The following is a 24,270-nucleotide window of genomic DNA, read 5'->3' as shown; positions in this document are numbered from 1 at the left end:
CTACGAACCCGGCGGCACGATAAGATAGCTATCGTACCGCTGGATTTTCGCCCGACCAGATTACTCGACGGTAACCGATTTAGCCAAATTGCGCGGCTGATCGACATCCGTCCCCTTAATCAGCGCGACATGGTAGGACAACAGCTGCAGCGGCACGGTATAGAAAATCGGCGCAATTTCTTCTTCTACGTGCGGCAAAGGAATGATTTTCATACTGTCGCTGTCGCTAAAACCGGCGTCCCGATCGGCAAACACGTATAGCTCGCCGCCGCGCGCGCGCACTTCCTCGATATTAGACTTCAGTTTTTCCAGCAGCTCATTATTGGGCGCCACCACCACCACCGGCATATCGGCGTCGATTAGCGCCAGCGGACCGTGTTTCAATTCACCCGCCGCGTAAGCTTCCGCATGAATATACGAAATCTCCTTCAGCTTCAGCGCACCTTCCATCGCGATCGGGTACTGATCGCCGCGGCCGAGGAACAGCGCGTGGTGCTTATCGGAAAAACCTTCGGCCAGCGCTTCAATCAGCTTATCCTGCGACAGCATTTGCTCGATGCGCGCCGGCAGCGCCTGTAGAGCATGCACAATATTATGCTCGATCTGTTCGTTCATGCCGCGCAGACGACCAATCTTCGCCACCAGCATCAGCAGAATGGTCAGTTGTGTGGTGAATGCCTTGGTGGAAGCCACGCCGATCTCAACCCCGGCTTTGGTCATCAAAGAGAGATCGGATTCGCGCACCAGAGAAGAACCGGCCACGTTACAGATCGCCAGCGAGCCTAAATACCCCAGTTCTTTGGACAAACGCAGCGCCGCCAGCGTATCGGCGGTTTCCCCCGACTGCGACAGGGTAATCATCAGGCTGTTCTGGCGCACCGCCGGTTTGCGATAGCGGAATTCGGAAGCGATCTCAACATCGCAGGGAATGCCGGCCAGCGCTTCAAACCAGTAACGGGCGACCATACCGGCGTTATAGGATGTTCCGCAGGCGATAACCTGAATATGCTGCGCCTGCGACAGCAATTTATCGGCTTCCGGCCCCAGTTCTGACAGATCCACTTTGCCGTGGCTGAAACGCCCTTCCAGCGTATTTTTAATCGCCTGCGGCTGTTCGTAGATCTCTTTCTGCATGTAATGGCGGTAAGCGCCCTTATCGCCGGCGTCATACAGCACCTGGGACTCGATTTCTTCCCGCGCTGCCGCGTTGCCCTGTTTGTCGAAGATCTTAACCGTACGGCGAGTCACTTCGGCGATATCGCCTTCCTGCAGGAAGATAAAGCGGCGGGTCACCGGCAACAACGCCAGCTGATCGGAAGCGATGAAGTTTTCCCCCACGCCGCGGCCGATCACCATCGGGCTGCCCGAACGGGCGGCGACCAGCACGTCGGGCTCGCGGCCGTCCATGATGACCGTGCCATAAGCGCCGCGCAACTGAGGAATAGCGCGCTGCACAACTTCCAGCAGCGTCCCGCCCTGTTTCTGCTCCCAGTTGACGAGGTGAGCAATCACTTCGGTATCCGTCTCGGAAACGAAACGGTAGCCGCGCTCAATCAACAGCTCGCGCAGCGGCTCATAGTTTTCGATGATGCCGTTGTGCACCACATAGATATGGCCGGAAACATGCGGATGAGCGTTCTCTTCAGACGGTTCGCCATGCGTCGCCCAGCGGGTATGAGCAATACCGGTGCCGCCGGACAGCGGCTGCGTTTCCAGCGCCTGAGCCAGCACCTGAACCTTACCTAAACGGCGTAAGCGGGTAACATGACCTTGATTATCAACCACCGCCAGACCTGCTGAGTCGTATCCCCGGTATTCCAGCCGACGTAACCCTTCCAGCAGGATCTCTGCGATATCACGTTGCGCTACTGCGCCTACAATTCCACACATTGGTTAGATTCCTATACGAGTGACATATTGTGTCACCATGGATGTCTTAGACCTGATTGCGCCGGTTTTTTACCGGGTTCCCCCGAGCCTTGTAGAGAGTGGGGGATTATTATGTTTTGGTCAGGGTTCTCGGCGGCGAGAACCCTGACCAAAATCGCCTCCGCCACGGCGGGCCGGAGGCCGCGATCGCTATTTTTTCTTCACCGGGCGCGACCAGCCCTGAATATGGGTCTGCGGTACCCGGCTGAGCACCAGCTCATTCTGCGCGATATCGCGGGTAACGGTGGTGCCGGCGCCGATGGTGGCGCCGCTGGCCACGCTTACCGGCGCCACCAGTTGCGTGTCGGAACCGACGAACACATCATCGCCAATAATGGTTTTATGCTTATTGGCGCCGTCATAGTTGCAGGTAATCGTTCCCGCGCCGATATTCACCCCGGCGCCAATCTCCGCGTCGCCCAGATAGGTTAAATGACCGGCTTTCGACCCCTTACCCAGGCGCGCCTTCTTCATCTCGACAAAGTTGCCGACGTGAGCCCCCTCGGCCAGCTCCGCGCCGGGCCGCAACCGGGCGAAAGGCCCGATGGTGCACTTCTGCTCCAGAACGGCGTCTTCCACTACAGAGTATGGGCTTATTTCGCAGTCGTCTCCAATAACGCTGTTCTTTATCACGCAGCCGGCGCCAATTCTTACCCGATCGCCAAGTTCAACCTTGCCTTCAATGATCACATTGGCATCCAGCACGACATCGCGGCCATGGATCAGCTCGCCGCGCAAATCGAAGCGGGCGGGATCGAGCAGGGTCACGCCGGCCAACAGCAATTTTTTCGCCTGATCCTGCTGGCATACGCGCTCCAGCGCGGCCAGCTGCAGTCGGTTGTTAATGCCTTCGACCTCACTCAACCTTTCAGGCTGTACCGTCTGCACGCTGTGGCCTTCCTGCGCCGCCATAGCGATAATATCGGTAACGTAGTACTCGCCCTGCGCGTTATCGTTGGTTAACTGAGCCAGCCAGCGTTTCAGATCCCGACCGCCGGCCACCAAAATACCGGTGTTGATCTCACTGATCAGGCGCTGTTCATCGCTGGCGTCCTTATGTTCGACAATACCGGTTACCGCGCCGTTTTCACGCACAATACGCCCATAGCCGGAGGGATCGTCCAGCGTGACCGTCAGCAGCCCAATCCCGCCCTGCGGTTTAGCCGCGCGCAGGCGCTGCAGCGTCGCGACGGATATCAGCGGCACATCGCCGTATAACATCAGGATATCTTCATCGTCATTAAACCACGCCGCCGCCTGCTGCATGGCATGGCCGGTTCCCAGCTGTTCGGCCTGCAGAACCCAGTTCAGCGCCGGATCGGTCAGGACCTGTTTCAGCCGTTCTCCGCCGTGGCCGTAGACCAGATGAACCTGCCGCGCGCCGGTATGCATCGCCGCATTGATAACATGCTGCACCATTGGTTTACCCGCCAGCGGATGAAGAACTTTGGGAAGATCGGAATACATGCGGGTTCCCTTACCGGCGGCAAGGATGACCACACTCATTGCGCTGTTTGACATAAGCATCCTGACAAAAACTGGTGATCGACCACCACAGTGGTCTGGACAGAAGTAACCCCGGGCTCCGCCGGCATTACAGGCTGTTTTTAACAACAACCCGCCCGGCGCGTGCCGCCGTCGGGTACAAGAGCAATCAGAGAAGTTTACCTAAAGTTACCGGCGACCGAGACAGTTTTTTCCGAAAATCCGGCAAGAAAGACGCTCTGCAGCCGCGGTTTTGGCCGGACGGCGCAATTTATGGCGATCGAACATAGAATAGCCCGCCGTGAAGGCAGAGGAGAACGCAGGATACAGGCGAATGCGCAACGGAGGAATAAAAAAGGCCAGTCAGGTTAACCTGACTGGCCTTTTACAGATCAATCTGTTACATCGCTTTTTTGGTCAGCTCAATAACGCGCAGCTTGGCAATGGCTTTGGACAGCTCGGCCGATGCCTGAGCGTAATCCACATCGCCATGCGAATTGTTAATGTGCTCTTCGGCCTTACGTTTAGCCTCCAGCGCACGCGCTTCATCGAGATCCTGCCCACGGATGGCTGTATCGGCCAGAACGGTAACCGCATTTGGCTGCACCTCAAGGACGCCGCCAGACAGGTAGATATACTCTTCTTCACCGTGCTGTTTAACAATACGCACCATGCCAGGCTTAATGGCAGTGAGCAACGGCGCATGGCCAGGGTAAATCCCCAGTTCGCCTTCGCTCCCGGTCACCTGGATTTTCTGCACCAGACCGGAGAACATTTCATGTTCCGCACTAACGACATCCAGATGGTAAGTCATAGCAGCCATATCACCCTCCTGTTACGGCGTTACAGTTTTTTGGCTTTTTCCACTGCTTCGTCAATGGAACCAACCATGTAGAACGCCTGTTCCGGCAGGTGGTCGTACTCCCCGTCCATAATCCCTTTAAAGCCGCGGATCGTATCTTTCAGGGAAACGTATTTACCCGGAGAACCGGTGAAGACTTCCGCCACAAAGAACGGCTGAGACAGGAAGCGCTGGATCTTACGCGCACGGGATACCACCAGCTTATCTTCTTCCGACAGCTCGTCCATACCCAGAATCGCGATGATATCTTTCAGTTCCTGATAACGCTGCAGAATGGACTGCACGCCGCGCGCCACGTCGTAGTGCTCCTGACCCACAACCAGCGGGTCCAGCTGACGGCTGGTGGAATCCAGCGGGTCAACCGCAGGGTAGATCCCCAGAGAGGCGATCTGACGGCTCAGCACCACGGTAGCGTCCAGGTGGGCAAAGGTGGTTGCCGGAGACGGGTCGGTCAAGTCATCCGCAGGCACGTAAACGGCCTGTACGGAGGTGATTGACCCGGTCTTCGTGGAGGTAATACGTTCCTGCAGCACACCCATTTCTTCCGCCAGCGTCGGCTGATAACCAACCGCGGAAGGCATACGACCCAGCAGCGCGGAAACTTCCGTACCGGCCAGGGTATAACGATAGATGTTATCGACAAACAGCAGTACGTCGCGGCCTTCATCACGGAATTTTTCCGCCATGGTCAGCCCGGTCAGCGCCACGCGCAGACGGTTGCCCGGCGGCTCGTTCATCTGACCGTAGACAAGGGATACTTTGTCGAGAACGTTGGATTCGGTCATTTCGTGGTAGAAGTCGTTACCTTCACGGGTACGTTCGCCCACGCCCGCAAACACGGAGTAACCGGAGTGTTCGATCGCGATGTTACGGATCAGCTCCATCATGTTTACGGTTTTACCTACGCCGGCGCCGCCGAACAGGCCGACTTTACCGCCTTTGGCGAACGGACACATCAGGTCGATAACCTTGATACCCGTTTCCAGCAGTTCCTGCGAGTTGGACAGTTCTTCATAGCTTGGCGCCGCGCGGTGAATCGCCCAACGCTCTTCTTCGCCGATATCGCCTTTCATGTCGACCGGATGACCCAGTACGTTCATGATACGACCCAGCGTTGCCTTACCTACCGGTACTTCGATCGGGTGTCCAAGGTCATTCACCGTTAAACCACGGCGAAGACCGTCAGAGGAGCCCATTGCGATACAACGAACGACGCCGCCGCCTAACTGCTGCTGCACTTCCAGCACCAGCGTCTCAGCCCCGTTTTTAACCTCAAGCGCTGCGTACACATTGGGTACTGCATCTTGCGGGAACTCGACGTCCACCACAGCGCCGATTACCTGGATAATCTTTCCAGTAGCCATCTTGAATCCTCTACGTAATTCGTCAATACGTAATTCGTAAACCTGGTTTAAACCGCGGAAGCGCCCGAGACGATCTCGGTAAGCTCCTGGGTAATGCTGGCCTGACGCGCTTTGTTGTACACCAACTGCAGTTCTTTAATCAGGCTGCCGCCGTTGTCGGTAGCGGCTTTCATCGCCACCATTCGCGCGGCCTGCTCACTGGCCAGGTTTTCTACGACGCCCTGATAAACCTGCGATTCCACATAGCGACGCAGCAGTGTATCCAGCAGCGACTTAGGATCGGGTTCATACAGATAATCCCAGGATTTTTTCTTCAGTTCGCTGTCGTCCGAAGGCGGCAGAGGCAATAGCTGAAGAATCTGAGGTTCCTGAGACATGGTGTTGATGAACTTGTTGCAGACGATATACAGCTTATCCAGCCGTCCTTCGTCATAGGCCTGCAGCATGACTTTAACCGGGCCGATCAGTTCGGATAAGCTCGGGTTATCGCCCATGCCCGTGACCTGGGCAACAACATTGGCGCCTACGGAAGCGAAGAAAGAAACGCCTTTCGAGCCGATCAGAGCCAGATCGCTCTCCACGCCCTTTTCATGCCATTCTTTCATATCGCCCAGCAGCTTCTTGAACAGGTTAATGTTCAGACCACCGCACAGGCCACGGTCAGTAGACACCACCAGATACCCAACGCGCTTAACGTCACGCTCTTCCAGGTACGGATGTTTATATTCCAGATTACCCAGCGCAAGGTGACCGATCACGTTGCGCATGGTCTCTGCATAAGGACGGCTGGCCGCCATACGTTCCTGCGATTTACGCATTTTGGAGGCGGCGACCATTTCCATCGCTTTAGTGATCTTCTGCGTATTTTGGACGCTTGCGATCTTACTACGTATTTCTTTTGCGCCGGCCATCTTTGCTTCTCCTCAAAGCCTTGCAGCCTGCCGCAACGGCAGGCTGCCGGGCGTTACCAGGACTGAGTTGCCTTAAAGGTATCGAGGATGCCTTTCAGCTTGCCCTCGATCTCATCGTTATAAGCGCCAGTCTGGTCGATTTGTTGCAGAAGTTCGCCGTGTTCGCGATCCGCATAAGCCAGCAGAGCCGCTTCGAAGCCGCCGATTTTAGACATTTCGACATCTTCCAGGTAGCCGCGCTCTGCTGCAAACAGCACCAGAGACTGCTGAGACACGGATAATGGCGCATACTGTTTCTGTTTCAGCAGTTCGGTTACCTTCTGACCGTGACTCAACTGCTTACGCGTTGCGTCATCCAGATCGGAAGCGAACTGAGAAAACGCAGCCAGTTCACGATACTGCGCCAGCGCGGTACGGATACCGCCGGACAGCTTCTTCATGATCTTAGTCTGCGCGGCGCCGCCCACGCGGGATACGGAAATCCCCGGGTTAACCGCAGGACGAATACCGGCGTTGAACAGGTTCGATTCCAGGAAGATCTGACCATCGGTAATGGAAATAACGTTGGTCGGAACGAACGCGGAAACGTCGCCCGCTTGCGTTTCAATGATCGGCAACGCCGTCAGCGAACCGGTTTGGCCCTTCACTTCACCCTTAGTAAAGTCTTCAACGTACTCGGCGTTCACGCGCGCGGCACGTTCCAGCAGACGGGAGTGAAGATAGAAAACGTCCCCCGGATAGGCTTCACGACCTGGCGGACGACGGAGCAGCAGAGAAATCTGACGATAAGCGACCGCCTGCTTGGACAGGTCATCGTAAATAATCAGCGCATCTTCGCCGCGATCGCGGAAGTATTCACCCATTGCGCAACCGGCATACGGCGCCAGATACTGCAGAGCGGCGGATTCAGAGGCGGTAGCCACCACAACGATGGTGTTATCCAGCGCGCCGTGTTCTTCCAGTTTACGCACCACGTTAGAGATGGTGGACGCTTTCTGGCCGATAGCCACATAAATACATTTAACGCCGGAATCTCGCTGATTGATGATGGCATCGATAGCCAGCGCGGTTTTACCGGTCTGACGGTCGCCGATGATCAATTCACGCTGACCACGACCGATAGGAATCATGGCGTCGACGGATTTATAACCGGTTTGTACCGGCTGATCGACCGACTGACGTTCGATAACGCCCGGCGCAATCGCTTCAACCGCGGAGAAACCATCGTGCTCCAACGGACCTTTACCGTCAATCGGCGCGCCCAGCGTGTTAACTACACGCCCTAACAGGCCGCGACCGACCGGCACTTCCAGAATACGGCCGGTACATTTTACTTTCATCCCTTCCGCCAGGTCGGCGTAAGGACCCATCACAACCGCACCTACGGAGTCGCGCTCCAGGTTCAGTGCAATGGCATAACGGTTGCCGGGCAGGGAAATCATCTCCCCCTGCATAACATCGGCCAGACCGTGAACGCGAATGATCCCGTCACTGACGGAAACGATAGTACCTTCGTTGTGAGCCTCGCTCACGACATTGAACTGAGCAATGCGCTGCTTGATCAGTTCGCTGATTTCGGTGGAATTCAGTTGCATGCTCCAGTCCCCTTAAGACTGCAAGACGTCTGCCAGGCGCTCCAGACGACCGCGAATGCTGCCATCTATCACCATATCGCCCGCGCGGATAACCACGCCGGCCAGAACAGACTTATCAATTTTGCAATTCAGCTTAACTTTGCGTGACAGACGTTGTTCCATTGCCGTTGTAATCTTCGCCAGCTGCGTTTCATTCAACGCCGCGGCGGAAACCACATCAACGTCAACGGTCGATTCCAGCGTAGCCCGAAGCTGAACAAACTGTTCCAGCACTTCAGGAAGCACCTGCAAACGTCCATTTTCCGCCATTACCTTAATCAGGTTCTGGCCGGCTTCATCAAGTTGATCACCACAAACGGCAATGAACGTCTCGGACAGCACATCCGGAGCAATCGCGCCGGACAGCAGTTCAGAAACCTGTTCATTACGCGTGACTTCGGCAACAAACGCCAGCATCTGCTGCCAGCGCTCAACCGACTTGTGTTCAACAGCAAAGTCAAAAGCTGCTTTGGCGTAGGGGCGAGCTACCGTGACAAATTCAGACATCAGCCCCTCCCTCCTTACAGTTCAGCGACCAGTTTATCAACGATGTCGCTGTTAGCAGCTTCATCCACGGAACGTTCAATAATTTTCTCGGCACCGGCGATAGCCAGCATGGCGACTTGCTTACGCAACTCTTCACGCGCACGTTTACGTTCGGCTTCTATTTCAGCCTGCGCTTGCGCCACAATCTTGTCACGTTCCGCTTCCGCTTCCGCTTTGGCTTCGTCCAGGATCTGAGCACGGCGTTTGTTCGCCTGTTCAATAATAACCTGAGCGTCGGCTTTGGCTTTCTTCAGTTGGTCGGTCGCATTGGCCTGCGCTAAGTTCAGATCTTTTTTGGCGCGTTCAGCGGAAGACAAACCGTCAGCAATTTCTTTCTGACGCTTCTCAATGGCGGCCATGATCGGCGGCCATACGTACTTCATGCAGAACAAGACAAACAGAACAAAGGCGATGGCCTGGCCGAGGATTGTTGCGTTAAGATTCACAGCACAATGCCTCTTTCAAAGTTAAAAAATCGGATGTTTTGCCTGACAAACAACTTGCCGGGTCAGGCGACAGCAAACATCACATACAGACCCAGACCAACAGCGATCATCGGGATGGCGTCAACCAGGCCCATAACGATAAAGAACTGTGTACGCAGCAGAGGGATCAGGTCAGGCTGACGCGCTGCGCCTTCCAGGAACTTACCACCCAGGATGCCGATACCGATCGCAGCACCGATTGCCGCCAGGCCCATCATTACAGCGGCAGCCATGTACAGCAGATCCATACTCAGGTTTTCCATGACAGTCTCCAGTTTATTTCAGTTAAAACGTAGTTATGTTGTAAGAAAATCAATGCTCTTCAGATGCCATCGAAAGATAAACAACCGTCAGAACCATGAAAATAAATGCCTGCAGCGTGATAATCAGAATATGGAAAATGGCCCACGGCACATTTAACAGCCACTGAGACCACCACGGCAGCAGACCAGCAATCAGGATGAAGATCAACTCACCCGCATACATGTTGCCGAACAGTCGCAAACCCAGCGAAACCGGTTTGGACAGCAGGCTAACACCTTCCAGAATCAGGTTAATCGGAATAAAGACCGGATGATTAAACGGCTGCAGGGTCAGCTCCTTAACAAAACCCCCTACTCCTTTCATCTTGATGCTGTAAAACAGAATTAAAATGAAGACGCCAATCGCCATCGACAGCGTGATGCTGACATCCGCGGTCGGCACAACGCGCAGCGCCGGCAAACCAAGAACGTGCTCACCAATGAACGGCAATAGATCGATCGGCAACAAATCCATCAGGTTCATCAGAAAAACCCAGACGAACACCGTCAACGCCAGCGGAGCAATCAGCTTGCTTTTGCCGTGATACATATCACGTACGCTGTTATCGACAAAACCGATGATTAGTTCAACGACGGTCTGGAGTTTACCCGGAACGCCGCTGGTTGCGGCGGAAGCCACTCTTCTGAATATGAACAGAAAAACCAACCCGAGAAGGACTGAGAAAAACAACGAGTCGATATTCAGAGTCCAGAAGGTGGCCGTTGAAGAGTGAGGGTCAACTAACTGGAAAGTACGCAGGTCCAGCTGAAGGTTCTTCAGGTGGTGACCTATGTAATCCCTTGCAGTCCCATTTTCTCCTGATGCAGACATGATGCCTCTTACCCTTTGGTTGTTAATTACGGTAACTGTTTAATTACGGCCGGTGCCACTATCTGCGTAACCAGCACCGATAAGTAGGCGAGCCCCAGCGGAATCAACGCCGCATGAAACACGCCCAGCGCCACCACCAGCAAAATGATGGCGATCGCAACCTTAAGCGCCTCACCGATGACAAATGACCATGCCAGCCGACCTTCAGCCGGGGTGCCCGCCTGATGACGCAGGGCGAAAAGCACGAACATGACATTTGGCAGCCAGGCAGCCAAACCGCCCCCGAAAGCAGAAGCTCCCCACGCCATACTGTTAAAGCAAAAAAGCGCGCTGACCAGGGCAAAAGTCACTAACTGTAACAGCAGCAGCCTGAGGGCAACTTTTCCACTGTAAAGGGAAACAGGCATGACGTTTGCTCTCTCTCCGTATCCTCATCAGAGGAATGCTGAATGACGTATAAAACTGTCTTTATCGCACTGAGTCAAGCAGCAAAAAACGAGCAAATTATACGGGTCATACCTGCGAATTCAATCGATAAGTAGCGAAAAGGTGAACAATTATTTAAATTTCTCTCGTGACGGCCATTTTCATACCCATTACCTTTTTGCCGCCAGATGTTCACCGCCCATCAAACTGTGATGACACTCACATTTAATACCCGACAAACCGTTATAACAGAAATTATTTTTTTATGTCTTTAGCCGAAATGGCTAATTAATCATTTTAATATCAATAAGTTAAAAACAGCTCAAATCCGAACATCATATATACGTCGCTTCAACCAGCCATTGACATTATTAATATTATTTTTACCAACAGATCACATCACTGTGACATTCTTTGCCGCCTGGAAAACATCGGCTCTGGTTATTAATTCAACATAAGCCGATGAAGCCAAAAGTCCGCTGCGTGAAATGTAAAGATTTAGTGATCGCCGGAGCGGGCAAATTCAATCGGCAGAAATAACCTTTAGTCGGATAAATTACTTAGACTTTTTTTGATAAAGAGCAACTTTAATTGCGTTTAATCACAACCAGATGACGCTCGCCTTCCAGCTCCGGTACCGCCAGAGGAATCACGCGATCCAGCGTTACACCCGCCGGCAACGAAGCCAGCTCTTGCGGATCAATCTGACCTTTCATGGCATAAAAACAGCCGTCAGGGCGTGCGGGCAACGCGATGCACCAGTTAATCATATCCTGCAACGAGGCAAAGGCGCGGCTGATAACGCCGTCAAACGGCGGTTCGGCCGGAAATGCTTCAACCCGACTCTGCACCGGGACGATATTGGTCAAGCCGAGCTCATGTTGAACCTGGCGCAGGAAGCGCACGCGCTTGCCCAGGCTATCGAGCAGGGTGAATTCGGCGTCGGGACGCACGATGGCCAGCGGAATGCCGGGCAGACCGGGACCGGTGCCGACATCGATAAAGCGCCGGCCCTGCAGCCAGGGACTAATCACGATGCTGTCCATAATATGCCGGATCAACATCTGCCGCGGATCGCGCACCGACGTCAGATTGTAGGCCTTGTTCCACTTATCCAGCATTTCAACATAGCGGATCAGCAGATCCTGCTGTTGGCCGGTTAGCGCCATTCCTGCGCGTTTAAGCAACGCACTGAGTTTGTTATGCACAATCACACCCTGAAAATAAATCAATTAGCCAACCGCTGAGCGCGTTTTCCCGCCGCGCAGCCGCCGATAACGCACAGTCATCAACGGCTGCCGCCCGGACAGCGTATACGCATCAACGCGTCGCTTTCATGGATAGTTCACCGCCAGACGGCGACAACGGAGCGGAGCCGGTCCGCCATCCGTTCTTCGCGGCGGCTATCATAGCATGCCGCCGCTCGCGGAATGCGGAAGATCAGGCGCTGCGGCGCAACAGTCCCTGTTTCTTCAGCCATACCAGCAGAATGGAGATAGCCGCAGGCGTAATGCCGGAAATGCGCGCCGCCTGGCCGATAGAGACCGGCTTGTGGTCGTTAAGTTTCGCCATGACTTCATTCGACAGGCCGCTCACCTGACGATAATCCAGATCGGCGGGCAGCAGGGTATTTTCGTTGCGTTGCTGTTTTTCAATCTCTTCCTGCTGACGCACGATGTAACCCTGGTACTTCACCTGAATTTCCACCTGCTCCGCGGCCTGCTGGTCGTCCAGAGCCGGCGCAAACTGCGCCAGACCGGTCAACAGACGGTAGTCCACTTCAGGACGGCGCAGCAGCTCTTCCCCGTTGGCTTCGCGCGACAGCGGCGTTTTCAGCAGCGCATTGACCTCCCGCAGCTGCGCCGCATCCGCTTGCGGATGAATCCAGATATCGCGCAGACGCTGACGCTCTTGCTCTATCCGCTCCAGCTTCTGGTTGAAGCGCGCCCAACGCTCATCATCCACCATGCCCAGCTCGCGGCCTTTTTCCGTCAGACGCAGATCTGCATTGTCCTCGCGCAGCATCAGGCGATATTCGGCGCGCGAGGTAAACATACGGTAGGGCTCTTTGGTGCCGAGGGTGCACAGGTCGTCCACCAGCACGCCGAGATAAGCCTGATCGCGACGCGGGAACCAGCCTTCCTGATCGGACGCCAGACGCGCGGCATTCAGGCCGGCCAGCATTCCCTGGGCGGCCGCTTCTTCGTAACCGGTGGTGCCGTTGATCTGCCCGGCGAAAAACAACCCCTGAATGAATTTGCTTTCCAGCGTCGGTTTTAAGTCGCGCGGATCGAAGAAGTCGTACTCAATCGCATAGCCGGGGCGCACGATCTTCGCCTCTTCCATCCCTTTCATCGAGCGCACGATCTGCATCTGCACGTCAAACGGCAGGCTGGTTGAAATTCCGTTCGGATAAATTTCGTTGCTGGTCAGTCCTTCCGGCTCAAGGAAAATCTGGTGCGCATTGCGATCGGCGAAGCGCATGACCTTGTCTTCGATCGAAGGGCAATAACGCGGGCCGACGCCTTCGATGATACCGGCATACATCGGGCTGCGATCGAGGTTATTGCGAATAACCTCGTGCGTCCGTTCATTGGTGTGCGTGATGTAACACGGCATCTGAGCCGGATGCTGGCTGGCGTGACCAAGGAAGGAGAACACCGGCATCGGATCGTCGCCGTGCTGCTGAGCCAGTACGCTGAAATCGATGGTGCGGGCATCTATGCGCGGCGGCGTGCCGGTTTTTAGCCGATTGACCCGCAACGGCAGTTCGCGCAGCCGCTTCGATAGCGGGATCGACGGCGGATCCCCGGCACGACCGCCGCTGTAGTTATCCAATCCGATATGGATCTTACCGTCGAGAAAGGTTCCCACCGTCAAGACCACCGCCCGGGCGCGGAATTTAAGTCCCATCTGGGTTACCGCGCCCACGACACGATCGTTTTCCACAATCAGATCGTTTACCGGCTGCTGGAAGATCATCAGGTTCGGCTGGTTCTCCAGCGCGCGGCGTACGGCCTGGCGGTAAAGCACGCGATCCGCCTGAGCCCGGGTGGCGCGCACGGCCGGACCCTTACTGTTGTTTAGTATCCTAAACTGAATACCCGCCCGATCGATCGCCTGCGCCATCAGGCCGCCCATGGCGTCGACCTCTTTTACCAGATGCCCTTTCCCTATACCGCCGATCGCCGGATTACAGGACATTTGTCCAAGCGTATCAATATTATGCGTCAATAATAAGGTCTGACGTCCCATTCTGGCCGAAGCCATAGCGGCTTCAGTACCGGCGTGACCTCCACCGATGATAATGACGTCAAAAGGATCGGGATAAAACATGGTACTGCACCTCGCGGTTGTGCGAACGATCGTTACTTGCCCTGGGGTGGGGGATTCTACTTAACTTTGTTTCAACGACCAAGGGGTGTTGGATCGTCGGTAATTAAAGAAAGATCTTTTTATTTAAAGATCTCTTTATTAGATCTCTTATTAGGATCGACTATGACTGTGGATAAGCGATCATTTTACATAAAGATCAGGTTATTAGCCGGGATCGTTTGTTGTGAATGATCGGTGATCCTGCGCCGTATAAGCTGGGATCTTAATGGCTGTTTATGCACAGGGCAAAAAAGCACCAGCGGTTATTATCTGGATAACTACCGGTTACTACAGGGATCTTAAGTGTTTTATCCACAATCAACCGGCTATTTTTTGTTCTTATTTGAGTAACTTTATCCATTCCTGAGCCCATACGCCGGCCGGATCCTCGGGAATTTCGTGCTGAGTGATATCGATCCGCAGGATATCGCCGATCCTTTTTGCCCCGAATGCGATCAGATCGCGATCGACCGTATCGATCGCGCGGCAAAAGGTATCGTACTCGCTGCTGCCGATGCCGATGGCGCCAAAGCTTACCTGGGACAGATCGGGCCGCTGCTGTTTTATCTGTTCAAAAAGCGGCTGCAGATTTTCCGGCAGTTCGCCGGCGCCATGAGTTGATGTCACCATCAGCCAGATACCGCTGAGCGGCAGCGCTTCCAGATCCGGACCGTGCAATACATTGGCGGCATAGCCTTCCGTTTCCAGCTGGTCGGCGATGTGCTCCGCTACGTACTCCGCGCTGCCTAACGTACTGCCGCTGATGAGCGTGATATCAACCATAAATGTCCATCCTCAATAAAGAGCGGTCATTGTACGCTGTGATCTGGCTGGGATCTACCTGTGGATAATATGGGTATAGGAAAAAACGATTAGGGGGTAATCGTCCGCATAATGGGGTTCTGCAGGGAGATCAAGGTTTCCGTGGACTGGATTTCATCGATCGTCTGCAGCTTGTTGATAAGTACCAGCTGCAGGGCATCGATGGAGCGACACATCACCTTAATAAAGATGTTGTAGTGTCCGGTGGTGTAGTAAGCCTCGACGACTTCTTCCAGACTGTTTAGTTTGGCCAGCGCGGCGGGATAGTCTTTGGCGCTCTTTAAAATAATGCCGATAAAACAGCAAACGTCGTACCCCAGCCGTTTGGGGTTAACGTCTATGCGGGCTTTGGTGATAATGCCGGCCTGCTTCATTTTTTCGACGCGCACGTGAATGGTCCCGGGGCTGACGGCGAACTGCTTCGCCAGCTCGGCGTAAGGCGTACGGGCATTTTCCATCAGCGCGGTAAGAATGCCGCGATCGAGGTTATCGATCTGATATATTTCCGCCATGTTTACCTGCCTTTTACCGGTGTTGCGCCCATCATTATTAACCAATACAAAATGAAGGATTAACGGGTAAAAAGCAATTTTCCCTGGCGATTGGTGAATAACGTCGCCGTTTTCTTGTCAAATTGCTTATCGTTGCGCCGCGATGCGCGGGAAAGGGCCGGGCAGGCTTCAGCGCCGCGAAAAGCGCCGCAGCAGACGGCTTTTCAGACCGCTATCAAAGCGCCAGATATGATTGAAAATACGCATGATGCCCGGTTTGCCGTGGCGCGACATGGCCAGAGCATGAAAGCGGTGCTGCTGGTTGTGCTGGCGTCGGGCAATCTTCTTCGCCAGATCGTCCGGCAGCCGTTGCGCGATAAAATCGGAAATCACCACCGCATCGGCTTCGCGCCAGCCGGATTGATCCATTTTATCCAGCAGTTCGTATAGACAAGATGAGAGATCGGTGCCGCCATGAAAACGCTGGCTGAGAAAGCGAATCGCCTGCTCGATGCCGCTGTCGGCGGTGAGTTCATAGCTGATAATGCCGCTGGAAAACAACATAACGTAGCAGCGCCGGTTATCGGCCAGCGCGATGCGCAGCAGGGCCAGACAGAAGGCTTTGGCGCAGTGTTCGTTAAATCCGCCCATGGAGCCGGAAGTATCGACGCATACAATAAACGGGCCGCGCGGCTGCTGTTCGCTCATTTGGTGGGCCACCGGCCGCCTGACGATCTTTTCCCGCCAGCCCTCGCCCTGCAGGCGGTAGGTTAGTAACTGGTGTTCGAGCAGACGCCGGTAGAACTCGTATTCCAGTTCGCTGACGCCGAGCGTCGCCAGTTCTGCGGGCAACAGGCGCAGAACATCGCTGCTCTGGTGGATTCCGCTGACCTGCTCGGGAAGCGTGGCGGGTTCGCGCACCATAACCCGATACTCTTCCTCCGGCGCCGCGCTGGCCGGCACCGATTTCGCCTGGCGGCTGCGGCCGAGCTGTTCGGCCAGACGCTGTAGTTCAGGTTGCTGCTGCAGAAAATCGCCGTATTTCAGCAGCAGGCGACGATCGCCGGACTGCTGGCGCTGCGCTTTGCTCATATCCCACAGTCGGCCGGTCGCCGTATCGTTTTCGGCCATAACCGGAGTCAGCGCGCCGCTGAGCGCCAGACGCTGCTGTAGCTCTTCCAGCAGCCGCTCGCGCTCCTGCGCCATGAGCTGATGGTGCAGATTCAGCGTCTGCAGGGTCAGATTCAGACGCCAGCGCTGTAAAAACAGAACGTGCAGGCTGCTGTCTATGCGCGCGCCGATGCTGTCGGCCGTCAACTGGCGCGCCTCGTGGCGAAAAGCGGCGTCGCTGCTGTCCAGCTGGCGGATAATATCCGGCAGTTGCGACTGAAATGCCGCCTGGTCAATCAGCTGGCTTTGCTGATAAAGATAAAATTCCCGCGCCAGCGGCGCCGGCACCTGTGTTTCCTGCAGCCGCTGCTGCAGCGTCTGCTTCCAGCCGGGGATATCGCGCAGCAGCGCCTTCTTCAGCCCCGGATATTTTTCGAAAAAGATCGCCAGCTGCGGCGAGGCCAGCAGGGTAATGATCAGATCGTCGAGCAGTTCGCTTTCGCCGATCGCCAGCAACAGCTCCAGCGTTTCCAGATTAAGCATCGCGGATTAATCCTGCCGGGCCTGTTTTAATTGACCGGCCGCCTGTTGCAGACTGGCTTCGATTTTCGCCAGCCAGTCGTCCGGGATGAACAAACAGGGCTGATGCTGGCTGAATAAGCGCCGCTGTTCGCGCAGCTGCAGTTCCAGCTGGTCATATTCCTGCGCCAGCGCTTCCGGCAACGCGGAATGATCTTCGTCGGCCAGCGCCAGCAGCGAAGTTTGCAGGCTGATATCGCGAATCAACAGGTGAGCCCGTTCGTCCACCTCCAGATCCAGCGGCTGGGAAAAACCGATGCCGTTCAGTTTGCCGCGCGGCTGCCCGCCTTTCTGTAACCAGTTTTGCAGCGCATCCCGCTCGATGACCACGTGCGTCACCGTTATATCATGCAGGGTTAAGGGGGTGAGCAGGAACAGCGTCAGATCGGCCGCCGTGATGGTTTCCGGCAGAGCATAATGCGCTTTGCGGCTGAAACGGCCGCCCTGACGGACGAGGCCGATCGCCTGATGTTCGCTCCGTTCGAGAGCCAATTGCTGGCGCTGGTCGCTAAGCTGCTGCAGCCGCAGCTGGATGGTCTGCTGCTGGTAAGCCTGACCGATCATCAGCTGTTCAATCTGCTGCTCCAGTTGCCGCAGCGAGTCAGGATCGTGCCACAGACAGTCCTTGAGCAGAATGAGATCGAGCGGCGCGACGGCCTCGCGTCCGCTGAAAAAGGCGCTGGCCTGCAGCAGGCGCAGGGATTTTTTCCAGCGCCGGTCGGAAATCCAGGTCGCCTGGGGCTGAGCGTCCAGACGCTGACGCAGTTGATAAATTAATTCGAACACCGGTTCCGGCAGCGCGATCTGACCAATCTGGCTTTGCCATTGCCGGTATTCCTCATCGCTGACGCTGAGCCCGGCGGCGACCGGGTTATCGTTTTCATTGTGCTGGCTGGTCAGCAAAGCGCGGAAATTCTGCTTTTGCTGAACTCTGTCCAGCGACAGGCGGATTAACATGCGATCGTACAGGGCTTCCAGGCTGCTGTCCGCTTCCGGCAGTTCGTTTGACGCGGTTACCAGCAGGCGCATGGGGATCGGTTCTTCTTCGCTGCCGTTGCGGAAACGACGTTCGTTGATGGCCGTCAGCAGCGTATTGAGGATGGCCGGGCCGGCTTTCCAGATCTCGTCCAGAAACACAATTTCGGCTTCTGGCAGGTAACCGCGGGTAAGCCGCTGGTAACGCCCCTCATCTTTCAGCGCCTGAATGGATAATGGACCAAACACCTCTTCCGGCGTGGAAAATCGGGTCATCAGGTATTCGAAGGCGCGCGCCTGGCGGAAGGCGAATTTAAGACGGCGGGCGATCAGGCTTTTGGCGATGCCGGGCGGGCCGAGCAGAAATACGCTTTCGCCGCTCAGGGCCGCCAGCAAACATAAACGAATCGCGTGCTGCCTTTCGTATAGCCCGTGCTCAAGCGCATGGCTAAGGCGAGAAATTCTTTCTGCCAGAACAGGGAATTGCGTCATAATTGTTCAATACTGTCCGTGATTTTTGGTATGTAAAAGGAACAAAACGTTTCAAAACACTACAGTTCATCTGTGGGTAGCACCTTGATTCCTGACATTTTTAAATTAGACAGGTAACAAATAGTTGCAGCTTAAACAATTCGCGCCGGCGAAGTAAGGCCTGAATTTTCGCCTCAATGGTGCATACTGTGCGTTTTTGTCTGGGCTGAAAGGATCCGGCTCAGGCTGTCTGCAAGGGATTAACCACAACAATGAAAGATCAGGGCTATGAATTCAGAGAATAAACGCTCGTTATCGTCAGTTACTCTGGCCGCAATAGGTGTCGTGTATGGCGATATTGGCACCAGTCCACTTTATACTCTGCGTGAATGTTTATCCGGTCAATTTGGCATCGGCGTGCGTTCCGATGCGGTGTTTGGTTTCCTCTCCTTGATTTTCTGGCTGTTGATTCTGGTCGTTTCGCTGAAATACCTCACCTATGTAATGAAAGCAGATAACGCGGGCGAAGGCGGCATATTGACGCTGATGTCGCTGGCGGGCCGCAATACCTCTGATCGCATCACCTCGGTGCTGGTGATTATGGGTTTGATCGGCGGCAGTTTCTTTTATGGCGAGGTGGTGATCACCCCGGCGATTTCGGTGATGTCGGCGATGGAAGGGCTGGAAATCGCCGCGCCGTCGCTCGATCCCTATGTCGTTCCGCTGTCCATCGTGGTGCTGACGCTGCTGTTTATTATCCAGAAGCGCGGCACTGGTACGGTCGGTAAACTCTTCGCGCCGGTCATGCTGCTGTGGTTTCTGGCGCTGGCGGTGCTGGGCGCGCGCAGTATTATCGCCAATCCTACAGTGCTGCAGGCGTTGAATCCGCACTGGGCTGTGCGTTTCTTTATTGAATATAAACTGGTTTCGTTTTTTGCGCTGGGCGCCGTGGTGCTGGCGATCACCGGGGTGGAGGCGCTGTATGCCGATATGGGGCATTTTGGCAAATTCCCGATTCGCCTGGCGTGGTTTACCGTGGTTCTTCCGTCTCTGGTGCTCAATTACTTCGGTCAGGGCGCGCTGCTGCTGAAAAATCCCGATGCGATAAAGAACCCGTTCTTCTTACTGGCGCCGGACTGGGCGTTGATTCCGCTGCTGATATTGGCGACGCTGGCGACCGTGATCGCCTCGCAGGCGGTGATTTCCGGCGTCTTTTCTCTGACCCGTCAGGCGGTGCGGCTGGGGTATTTGCCGCCGATGCGTATCGTACATACGTCCGATATGGAGTCCGGGCAGATTTATATCCCGTTTATCAACTGGCTGCTGTATTTCGCCGTAGTTATCGTGATTGTCAGCTTCGAGCATTCCAGCAATCTGGCGGCCGCCTACGGTATCGCCGTTACCGGCACCATGGTGCTGACCAGTATTTTATCCTGTACCGTGGCGGTGAAAAACTGGCACTGGCATCGCTATCTGGTCTACCTGCTGCTGGTCGGACTGCTGATTATCGATCTGCCGCTGTTCCTGGCGAACGTGGTTAAAATTCTGTCGGGAGGCTGGCTGCCGCTGATGCTCGGACTGGTCATGTTCATCGTCATGACCACCTGGAAAAGCGAGCGCTTCCGTTTGCTGCGTCGTCTCAACGAGCATGGCAACTCGCTTGATGCGATGATCGCCTCGCTGGAAAAAAATCCGCCGCTGCGCGTGCCGGGAACCGCCGTTTATCTGTCGCGCGCGACGCACGTAATTCCTTTCGCTCTGTTGCATAACCTGAAACACAACAAAATCCTGCACGAGCGGGTAGTGTTGCTGACCATGCGCGGCGAAGACGCGCCCTATGTGCTGAATGCCCGGCGCGTGGAGGTGGAGCAGCTGTCGCCGACCTTCTGGCGCGTGATCGCCAGCTACGGCTGGCGTGAAACCCCGAACGTTGAAGAGGTCTTTCATCGTTGCTGGCAGGAAGGGCTGACCTGCCAGATGATGGAAACCTCGTTCTTTATGTCGAATGAAACGATGATTCTGGGCAAACGGCCGCTGTTTATGCGCCTGCGCGGCAAACTGTTTATGATGCTTAGCCGCAATGCGCTACGCGCGGCCGATCAGTTTGAAATCCCGCCTAACCGGGTGATTGAACTGGGTATTCAGGTTGAAATTTAACCAGCGCCCGGCGTCTTACAAAAAGCGTCATAGGTTTACCAACTGACGGAGACCGCCAGACCGCCCTGCGGCCGGCGTGTAAAGCTGACCCGCATGCCGTGTAGCTGCGCGATATTATTGACGATTGACAGCCCCAAACCGCTGCCCGATTTTTCCTGGCCGGGCGGCCGGAAAAAGCGTTCGCCGATGCGCGCCAGCGCGTCATCGCCAATGCCTGGTCCATCGTCAATTACCTGCATTGCGCGCGCGGTGAGTTTCAGATTGACCGTGCCGCCGCGCTGTCCGTAGCGAACGGCGTTATCCAGCAGATTGCGCAGCAGCAGGGTGAGCAGAAGCGGATTGCCCTGGCGAATAACCGGCGCGCCAGGGACATCCAGCGTCAATTCAATATCGCGCTGCCGGGCTTTGGGATAATGGTCGATAACCGCCTGTTGCAGCAGATCCTGTAGTTGAACCGGTTGCAGCCCGTCGGGCAGCGATTGCGCTTCCAGCCGCGACAACGTTAACAGCTGATCCACCAGTCGGGTGGCGCGATCGATTCCTTTATCCAGATTGATCAGCGCATGACGTCTCGCCGCCTCATCATCGTGCGCCAACTGGGCCACTTCGGTCTGTACCTTTAGCGCCGCCAGCGGGCTGCGCAGCTCATGAGCCGCATCGGCGGTGAAACGCCGTTCGCGCGTCAGCATGTCGTTAATCCGGGCGAACAGGTTATTGAGCTCGTTGACCAGCGGCCTGATTTCCGGCGGAATGCGGCCGGTCTCCAGCGGGCTGTCGTCTTGCGGCGGGCGTCGGCGAAGCTGCATGGCGATGCGCTGCAGCGGCGACAATTCGTGAGTGACCAGCCAGTACATCAATAGCAGCATAACCGGCAGGGCAAACAGCCAGGGCAGGAGATTGGTCCTGACGATATCCATCACCATATCCTGGCGATATTCCCATTCCTGACCGACAACCACCACATAACGGTTATCGCTGGTGGTCAGCCACACCATGCGCCATTCATCATTGTCATCGCGCAGCCTGCCGTCGGTAAAACCATTGCGGACGTAATTAAAGACAAAATCTTTGCCATTTTCACCGTCATTCAGCACCATCTGGCCGGCGTGGGTAAAAATGGCGAAGGCCAACGCATCTTCCTCCTGCTCGCCCCGATGTTCGCGCGCCAGGCTTTTGGTTTTCGGCAGCGACGGCGGCCCGGCGTCCAATGCCAGAGGGTTGATGGTGGCTAACCGTTTGGCGAACAGCATCTGCTGGGTATCGAACAGTTCGTCTATATTGTCGCGCGTCTGGTGCCAGGCGAGCAGACCGGCGGCGCTCCAGCACAGCAGCGTCAGCAAAATAAAGCCGATAATCAGGCGCAGGCGCAGACTGAGCGCGGTCATTGCGCCTCCCCCAGAACGTAGCCGACCCCGTGTACGGTGCGGATAAATTCACCGCCCAGCTTTTTGCGCAGATGATGGATATGGACCTCTACCGCATTGCTGGAGACGTCGTCGTCCCAGCCGTAGAGTTTCTCTTCCAGCTGCGTGCGCGTCAGCACCCGGCCGGGATTCATTAAAAACAGTTCCAGCAGCGCCAGTTCACGAGGTTTCAGCGCCAGCGGCTCATTGTTCAGGCTGGCGCTGCGCGAAACCGGTTCGAAGGAGACGGAACCGTGGCTCAGAACCGGCTGCAGCTGGCCGTGCCGGCGGCGAATGAGCGCCTGCAGGCGCGCGGCCACTTCCGCCAGGGCGAATGGTTTGCACAGATAATCATCGGCCCCTTGCTGAAGACCGGCCACTCTCTGCTCCAGAGCATCGCGGGCGGTGAGGATCAGTACCGGCTCATCGTGTCCGGCGCGGCGCCAGTGGCGCAGGATCTCAAGCCCATCTATCTCCGGCAGACTGAGATCGAGGATAACCGCGTCATAGGCAGCGGAGTCCAGAGCGGCCAGCCCTTCTCTGCCTTTGATAAACCAGTCCACGCTGAATCCCAGCTTCATCAACCCGGCTTTGAGTCCGTCGCCGATCAGCCGATCGTCCTCCAGCAGCAATATTCTCATCTCCGCCCGCCTTATATGGATATAGCGGTCATTTACCCGGCCGCCAGGGGATTTACTCTGGAAAGTACGCTGTGTTTCTTAAGATTCTGTTAAGAACATTTTGTTTTACTTGTTGCGGAAAGAAAACCGCCGTCGTTTTCGGTATGGCAACAGAGCTGAATTTAAGGAAACTATATTATGAAAAAAATCGCTGTTTTATTCGCTATCGCCGCTTTATCCACTGCGCCGGTTTTTGCCGCGCAAAGCGGTGGATTTATTGATCCGAACGCGCCGGATGTCCGGCATCAGAATGTGCAGGGCGGTTTTTCCGGCCCTGACGCCAGCATCACTACCGTGGCAAAGGCAAAAGAGCTGAAGGATGACAGCTGGATTACTCTGCGCGGGCATATTGAGCAGCGCACCGGCGATGAGGACTATCTATTCCGCGATGAATCCGGCTCCATTAAGGTAGAGATTGACGATAAGTACTGGAATGGTCAGACCGTTACGCCGGCCGACAGAGTGGAGCTGCAGGGCGAACTGGACAAAGGCTTTAATTCCTCCGAACTGGACGTTAAGCGGGTGAAAAAAATGCAATAGCCCGTTGATGGGCGGCGCATGTTCCGCCCGCTACGCCCTTTTCTGGTGCCCGCCGCTATCCATCGCCGGTTGCCTGGTCATTTAAAACGGCTTGAGCAGCGCAGGGCGAAGGCATCGCGCTATATCTGCATAAGGCAGGCGGATAAATTTGCGCCGTTGTTCGCTCACCGTATATTTCCTTCATCTTATGCGCTGGCGTAATGCTTCGAGGCTATATCCTTCATCTTGCATCTTGCATCTTGCAGGTTGCAGGTTGCAGGTTGCAGGTTGCAGGTTGCAGGTTGCAGGTGCAGGTGCAGGTTGCAGGTGCAGGTGCAGGTGCAGGTGCAGGTGCAGGTGCAGGTGCAGGTGCAGGTGCAGGTGCAGGTTGCAGGTGCGTTGGCTTTGTTACTCGCCCCGTCCATGGGGATCGCGCTTGTCGGGCCGCCAGCGGCGTTCAAATCTGCTCACGACAGGTTTGTCGCTCATCCCAATTGCTGGCTGCTGTAAACTTCTGCGGATTAATGAGAGACATTCTGTCTCTCACCGAAGGGCAGCCGTTGGCTGGATAAATTGGTTGCCGACAGATTTGTCGCTGTATCGCCGCCTTGCTGCAACTCGATATACCCTGATAACGCTGAAAAAAACGGCATAATGGCGTAATTCAGCGCAGGTTGCTGAAAAAGGAATCAGTTAAGCACTTTTTTGCATTTAGCGCTTGTCAGGCGGCGAGAAGTCCCTATAATGCGCTCCCACTGACACGGCAACAGCGATTACGCAGTTGCACGGTGAGTAAGAAGTCAGGCAATAATTACTTGACTTCACAGCGGAAAAGCATATTATTTGCGGCCCGCGCCACGATGAATGTCGCGGCACTGCTCTTTAACAATTAATCAGACAATCTGTGTGGGC

At 55.4% G+C, this 24,270-nt stretch carries 22 protein-coding genes; 3 read left to right on the top strand and 19 right to left on the bottom strand.

Annotation, left to right across the window (positions count from 1 at the left end; all coding sequences use genetic code 11):
* Window positions 1–60: 60 nt before the first annotated feature.
* From glmS to ravA, 17 genes are all read right to left on the bottom strand, one after another.
* Window positions 61–1,890, bottom strand: coding sequence for a glutamine--fructose-6-phosphate transaminase (isomerizing) (gene glmS, locus FJU30_RS25190; RefSeq protein WP_150437708.1), 1,830 nt, complete (start codon window positions 1,888–1,890; stop codon window positions 61–63).
* A 189-nt stretch (window positions 1,891–2,079) separates the two neighbouring features.
* Complete coding sequence (gene glmU, locus FJU30_RS25185) at window positions 2,080–3,450, bottom strand: bifunctional UDP-N-acetylglucosamine diphosphorylase/glucosamine-1-phosphate N-acetyltransferase GlmU (RefSeq protein WP_150437707.1); 1,371 nt, start codon at window positions 3,448–3,450, stop codon at window positions 2,080–2,082.
* A 364-nt stretch (window positions 3,451–3,814) separates the two neighbouring features.
* The gene (locus FJU30_RS25180; RefSeq protein ID WP_191091692.1) at window positions 3,815–4,228 is read right to left on the bottom strand and encodes a F0F1 ATP synthase subunit epsilon; all 414 of its coding nucleotides are present in this window, start codon (window positions 4,226–4,228) and stop codon (window positions 3,815–3,817) included.
* A 29-nt stretch (window positions 4,229–4,257) separates the two neighbouring features.
* Window positions 4,258–5,640, bottom strand: coding sequence for a F0F1 ATP synthase subunit beta (gene atpD, locus FJU30_RS25175; protein WP_150437705.1), 1,383 nt, complete (start codon window positions 5,638–5,640; stop codon window positions 4,258–4,260).
* Window positions 5,641–5,687: 47 nt separating this feature from the next.
* On the bottom strand, window positions 5,688–6,551 hold the full coding sequence (gene atpG, locus FJU30_RS25170) for a F0F1 ATP synthase subunit gamma (protein WP_150437704.1): 864 nt from the start codon (window positions 6,549–6,551) through the stop codon (window positions 5,688–5,690).
* A 53-nt stretch (window positions 6,552–6,604) separates the two neighbouring features.
* Window positions 6,605–8,146 carry a F0F1 ATP synthase subunit alpha gene (gene atpA, locus FJU30_RS25165; protein WP_150437703.1) on the bottom strand — a complete coding sequence of 514 codons (1,542 nt, stop codon included), beginning with the start codon at window positions 8,144–8,146 and terminating at the stop codon, window positions 6,605–6,607.
* Window positions 8,147–8,158: 12 nt separating this feature from the next.
* Window positions 8,159–8,692, bottom strand: a complete 534-nt coding sequence (gene atpH / locus FJU30_RS25160; protein WP_150437702.1) for a F0F1 ATP synthase subunit delta — start codon at window positions 8,690–8,692, stop codon at window positions 8,159–8,161.
* Between the two features lie 14 nt (window positions 8,693–8,706).
* A complete protein-coding gene (atpF, locus tag FJU30_RS25155; RefSeq protein ID WP_150437701.1) occupies window positions 8,707–9,177 on the bottom strand; it encodes a F0F1 ATP synthase subunit B in 471 nt (156 codons plus the stop codon).
* Window positions 9,178–9,239: 62 nt separating this feature from the next.
* The gene (gene atpE / locus FJU30_RS25150; RefSeq protein ID WP_004093904.1) at window positions 9,240–9,479 is read right to left on the bottom strand and encodes a F0F1 ATP synthase subunit C; all 240 of its coding nucleotides are present in this window, start codon (window positions 9,477–9,479) and stop codon (window positions 9,240–9,242) included.
* A gap of 49 nt (window positions 9,480–9,528) precedes the next feature.
* A complete protein-coding gene (atpB, locus tag FJU30_RS25145) occupies window positions 9,529–10,350 on the bottom strand; it encodes a F0F1 ATP synthase subunit A (RefSeq protein WP_150437700.1) in 822 nt (273 codons plus the stop codon).
* Window positions 10,351–10,376: 26 nt separating this feature from the next.
* Window positions 10,377–10,757: a F0F1 ATP synthase subunit I gene (gene atpI / locus FJU30_RS25140; protein WP_150437699.1), complete on the bottom strand. Its 381-nt coding sequence runs from the start codon at window positions 10,755–10,757 to the stop codon at window positions 10,377–10,379.
* A gap of 606 nt (window positions 10,758–11,363) precedes the next feature.
* Window positions 11,364–11,945: a 16S rRNA (guanine(527)-N(7))-methyltransferase RsmG gene (rsmG, locus tag FJU30_RS25135; protein ID WP_395858910.1), complete on the bottom strand. Its 582-nt coding sequence runs from the start codon at window positions 11,943–11,945 to the stop codon at window positions 11,364–11,366.
* A gap of 271 nt (window positions 11,946–12,216) precedes the next feature.
* Window positions 12,217–14,112, bottom strand: a complete 1,896-nt coding sequence (gene mnmG / locus FJU30_RS25130; protein WP_150437697.1) for a tRNA uridine-5-carboxymethylaminomethyl(34) synthesis enzyme MnmG — start codon at window positions 14,110–14,112, stop codon at window positions 12,217–12,219.
* A gap of 378 nt (window positions 14,113–14,490) precedes the next feature.
* Window positions 14,491–14,934, bottom strand: coding sequence for an FMN-binding protein MioC (gene mioC, locus FJU30_RS25125; protein ID WP_150437696.1), 444 nt, complete (start codon window positions 14,932–14,934; stop codon window positions 14,491–14,493).
* Window positions 14,935–15,023: 89 nt separating this feature from the next.
* Window positions 15,024–15,485 carry a transcriptional regulator AsnC gene (gene asnC, locus FJU30_RS25120; protein WP_150437695.1) on the bottom strand — a complete coding sequence of 154 codons (462 nt, stop codon included), beginning with the start codon at window positions 15,483–15,485 and terminating at the stop codon, window positions 15,024–15,026.
* Between the two features lie 168 nt (window positions 15,486–15,653).
* A complete protein-coding gene (viaA, locus tag FJU30_RS25115; protein ID WP_150437694.1) occupies window positions 15,654–17,117 on the bottom strand; it encodes an ATPase RavA stimulator ViaA in 1,464 nt (487 codons plus the stop codon).
* 6 nt (window positions 17,118–17,123) lie between these two features.
* A complete protein-coding gene (gene ravA / locus FJU30_RS25110) occupies window positions 17,124–18,620 on the bottom strand; it encodes an ATPase RavA (protein WP_150437693.1) in 1,497 nt (498 codons plus the stop codon).
* Window positions 18,621–18,887: 267 nt separating this feature from the next.
* Between ravA and kup the strand changes: the two genes are divergently transcribed.
* Window positions 18,888–20,756 carry a low affinity potassium transporter Kup gene (gene kup, locus FJU30_RS25105; protein WP_150437692.1) on the top strand — a complete coding sequence of 623 codons (1,869 nt, stop codon included), beginning with the start codon at window positions 18,888–18,890 and terminating at the stop codon, window positions 20,754–20,756.
* Between the two features lie 35 nt (window positions 20,757–20,791).
* On the opposite strand, the gene qseC is transcribed toward kup, so the two are convergent.
* Window positions 20,792–22,141, bottom strand: a complete 1,350-nt coding sequence (qseC, locus tag FJU30_RS25100; RefSeq protein ID WP_150437691.1) for a quorum sensing histidine kinase QseC — start codon at window positions 22,139–22,141, stop codon at window positions 20,792–20,794.
* Window positions 22,138–22,800, bottom strand: a complete 663-nt coding sequence (gene qseB / locus FJU30_RS25095; protein ID WP_150437690.1) for a quorum sensing response regulator transcription factor QseB — start codon at window positions 22,798–22,800, stop codon at window positions 22,138–22,140. Before qseB ends, qseC begins: the two co-directional genes overlap by 4 nt.
* A gap of 177 nt (window positions 22,801–22,977) precedes the next feature.
* Here qseB and FJU30_RS25090 point away from each other — a divergent pair, with 177 nt between their 5' ends.
* Both FJU30_RS25090 and FJU30_RS25080 read left to right on the top strand, forming a co-directional pair.
* Window positions 22,978–23,379, top strand: a complete 402-nt coding sequence (locus FJU30_RS25090; protein WP_150437689.1) for a YgiW/YdeI family stress tolerance OB fold protein — start codon at window positions 22,978–22,980, stop codon at window positions 23,377–23,379.
* Window positions 23,380–23,679: 300 nt separating this feature from the next.
* A complete protein-coding gene (locus tag FJU30_RS25080; protein WP_150437688.1) occupies window positions 23,680–23,868 on the top strand; it encodes a hypothetical protein in 189 nt (62 codons plus the stop codon).
* The last annotated feature ends 402 nt before the right edge of the window (window positions 23,869–24,270 follow it).

Source organism: Affinibrenneria salicis (assembly GCF_008710095.1).
This window is presented reverse-complemented; position numbering and strand designations above follow the sequence as displayed.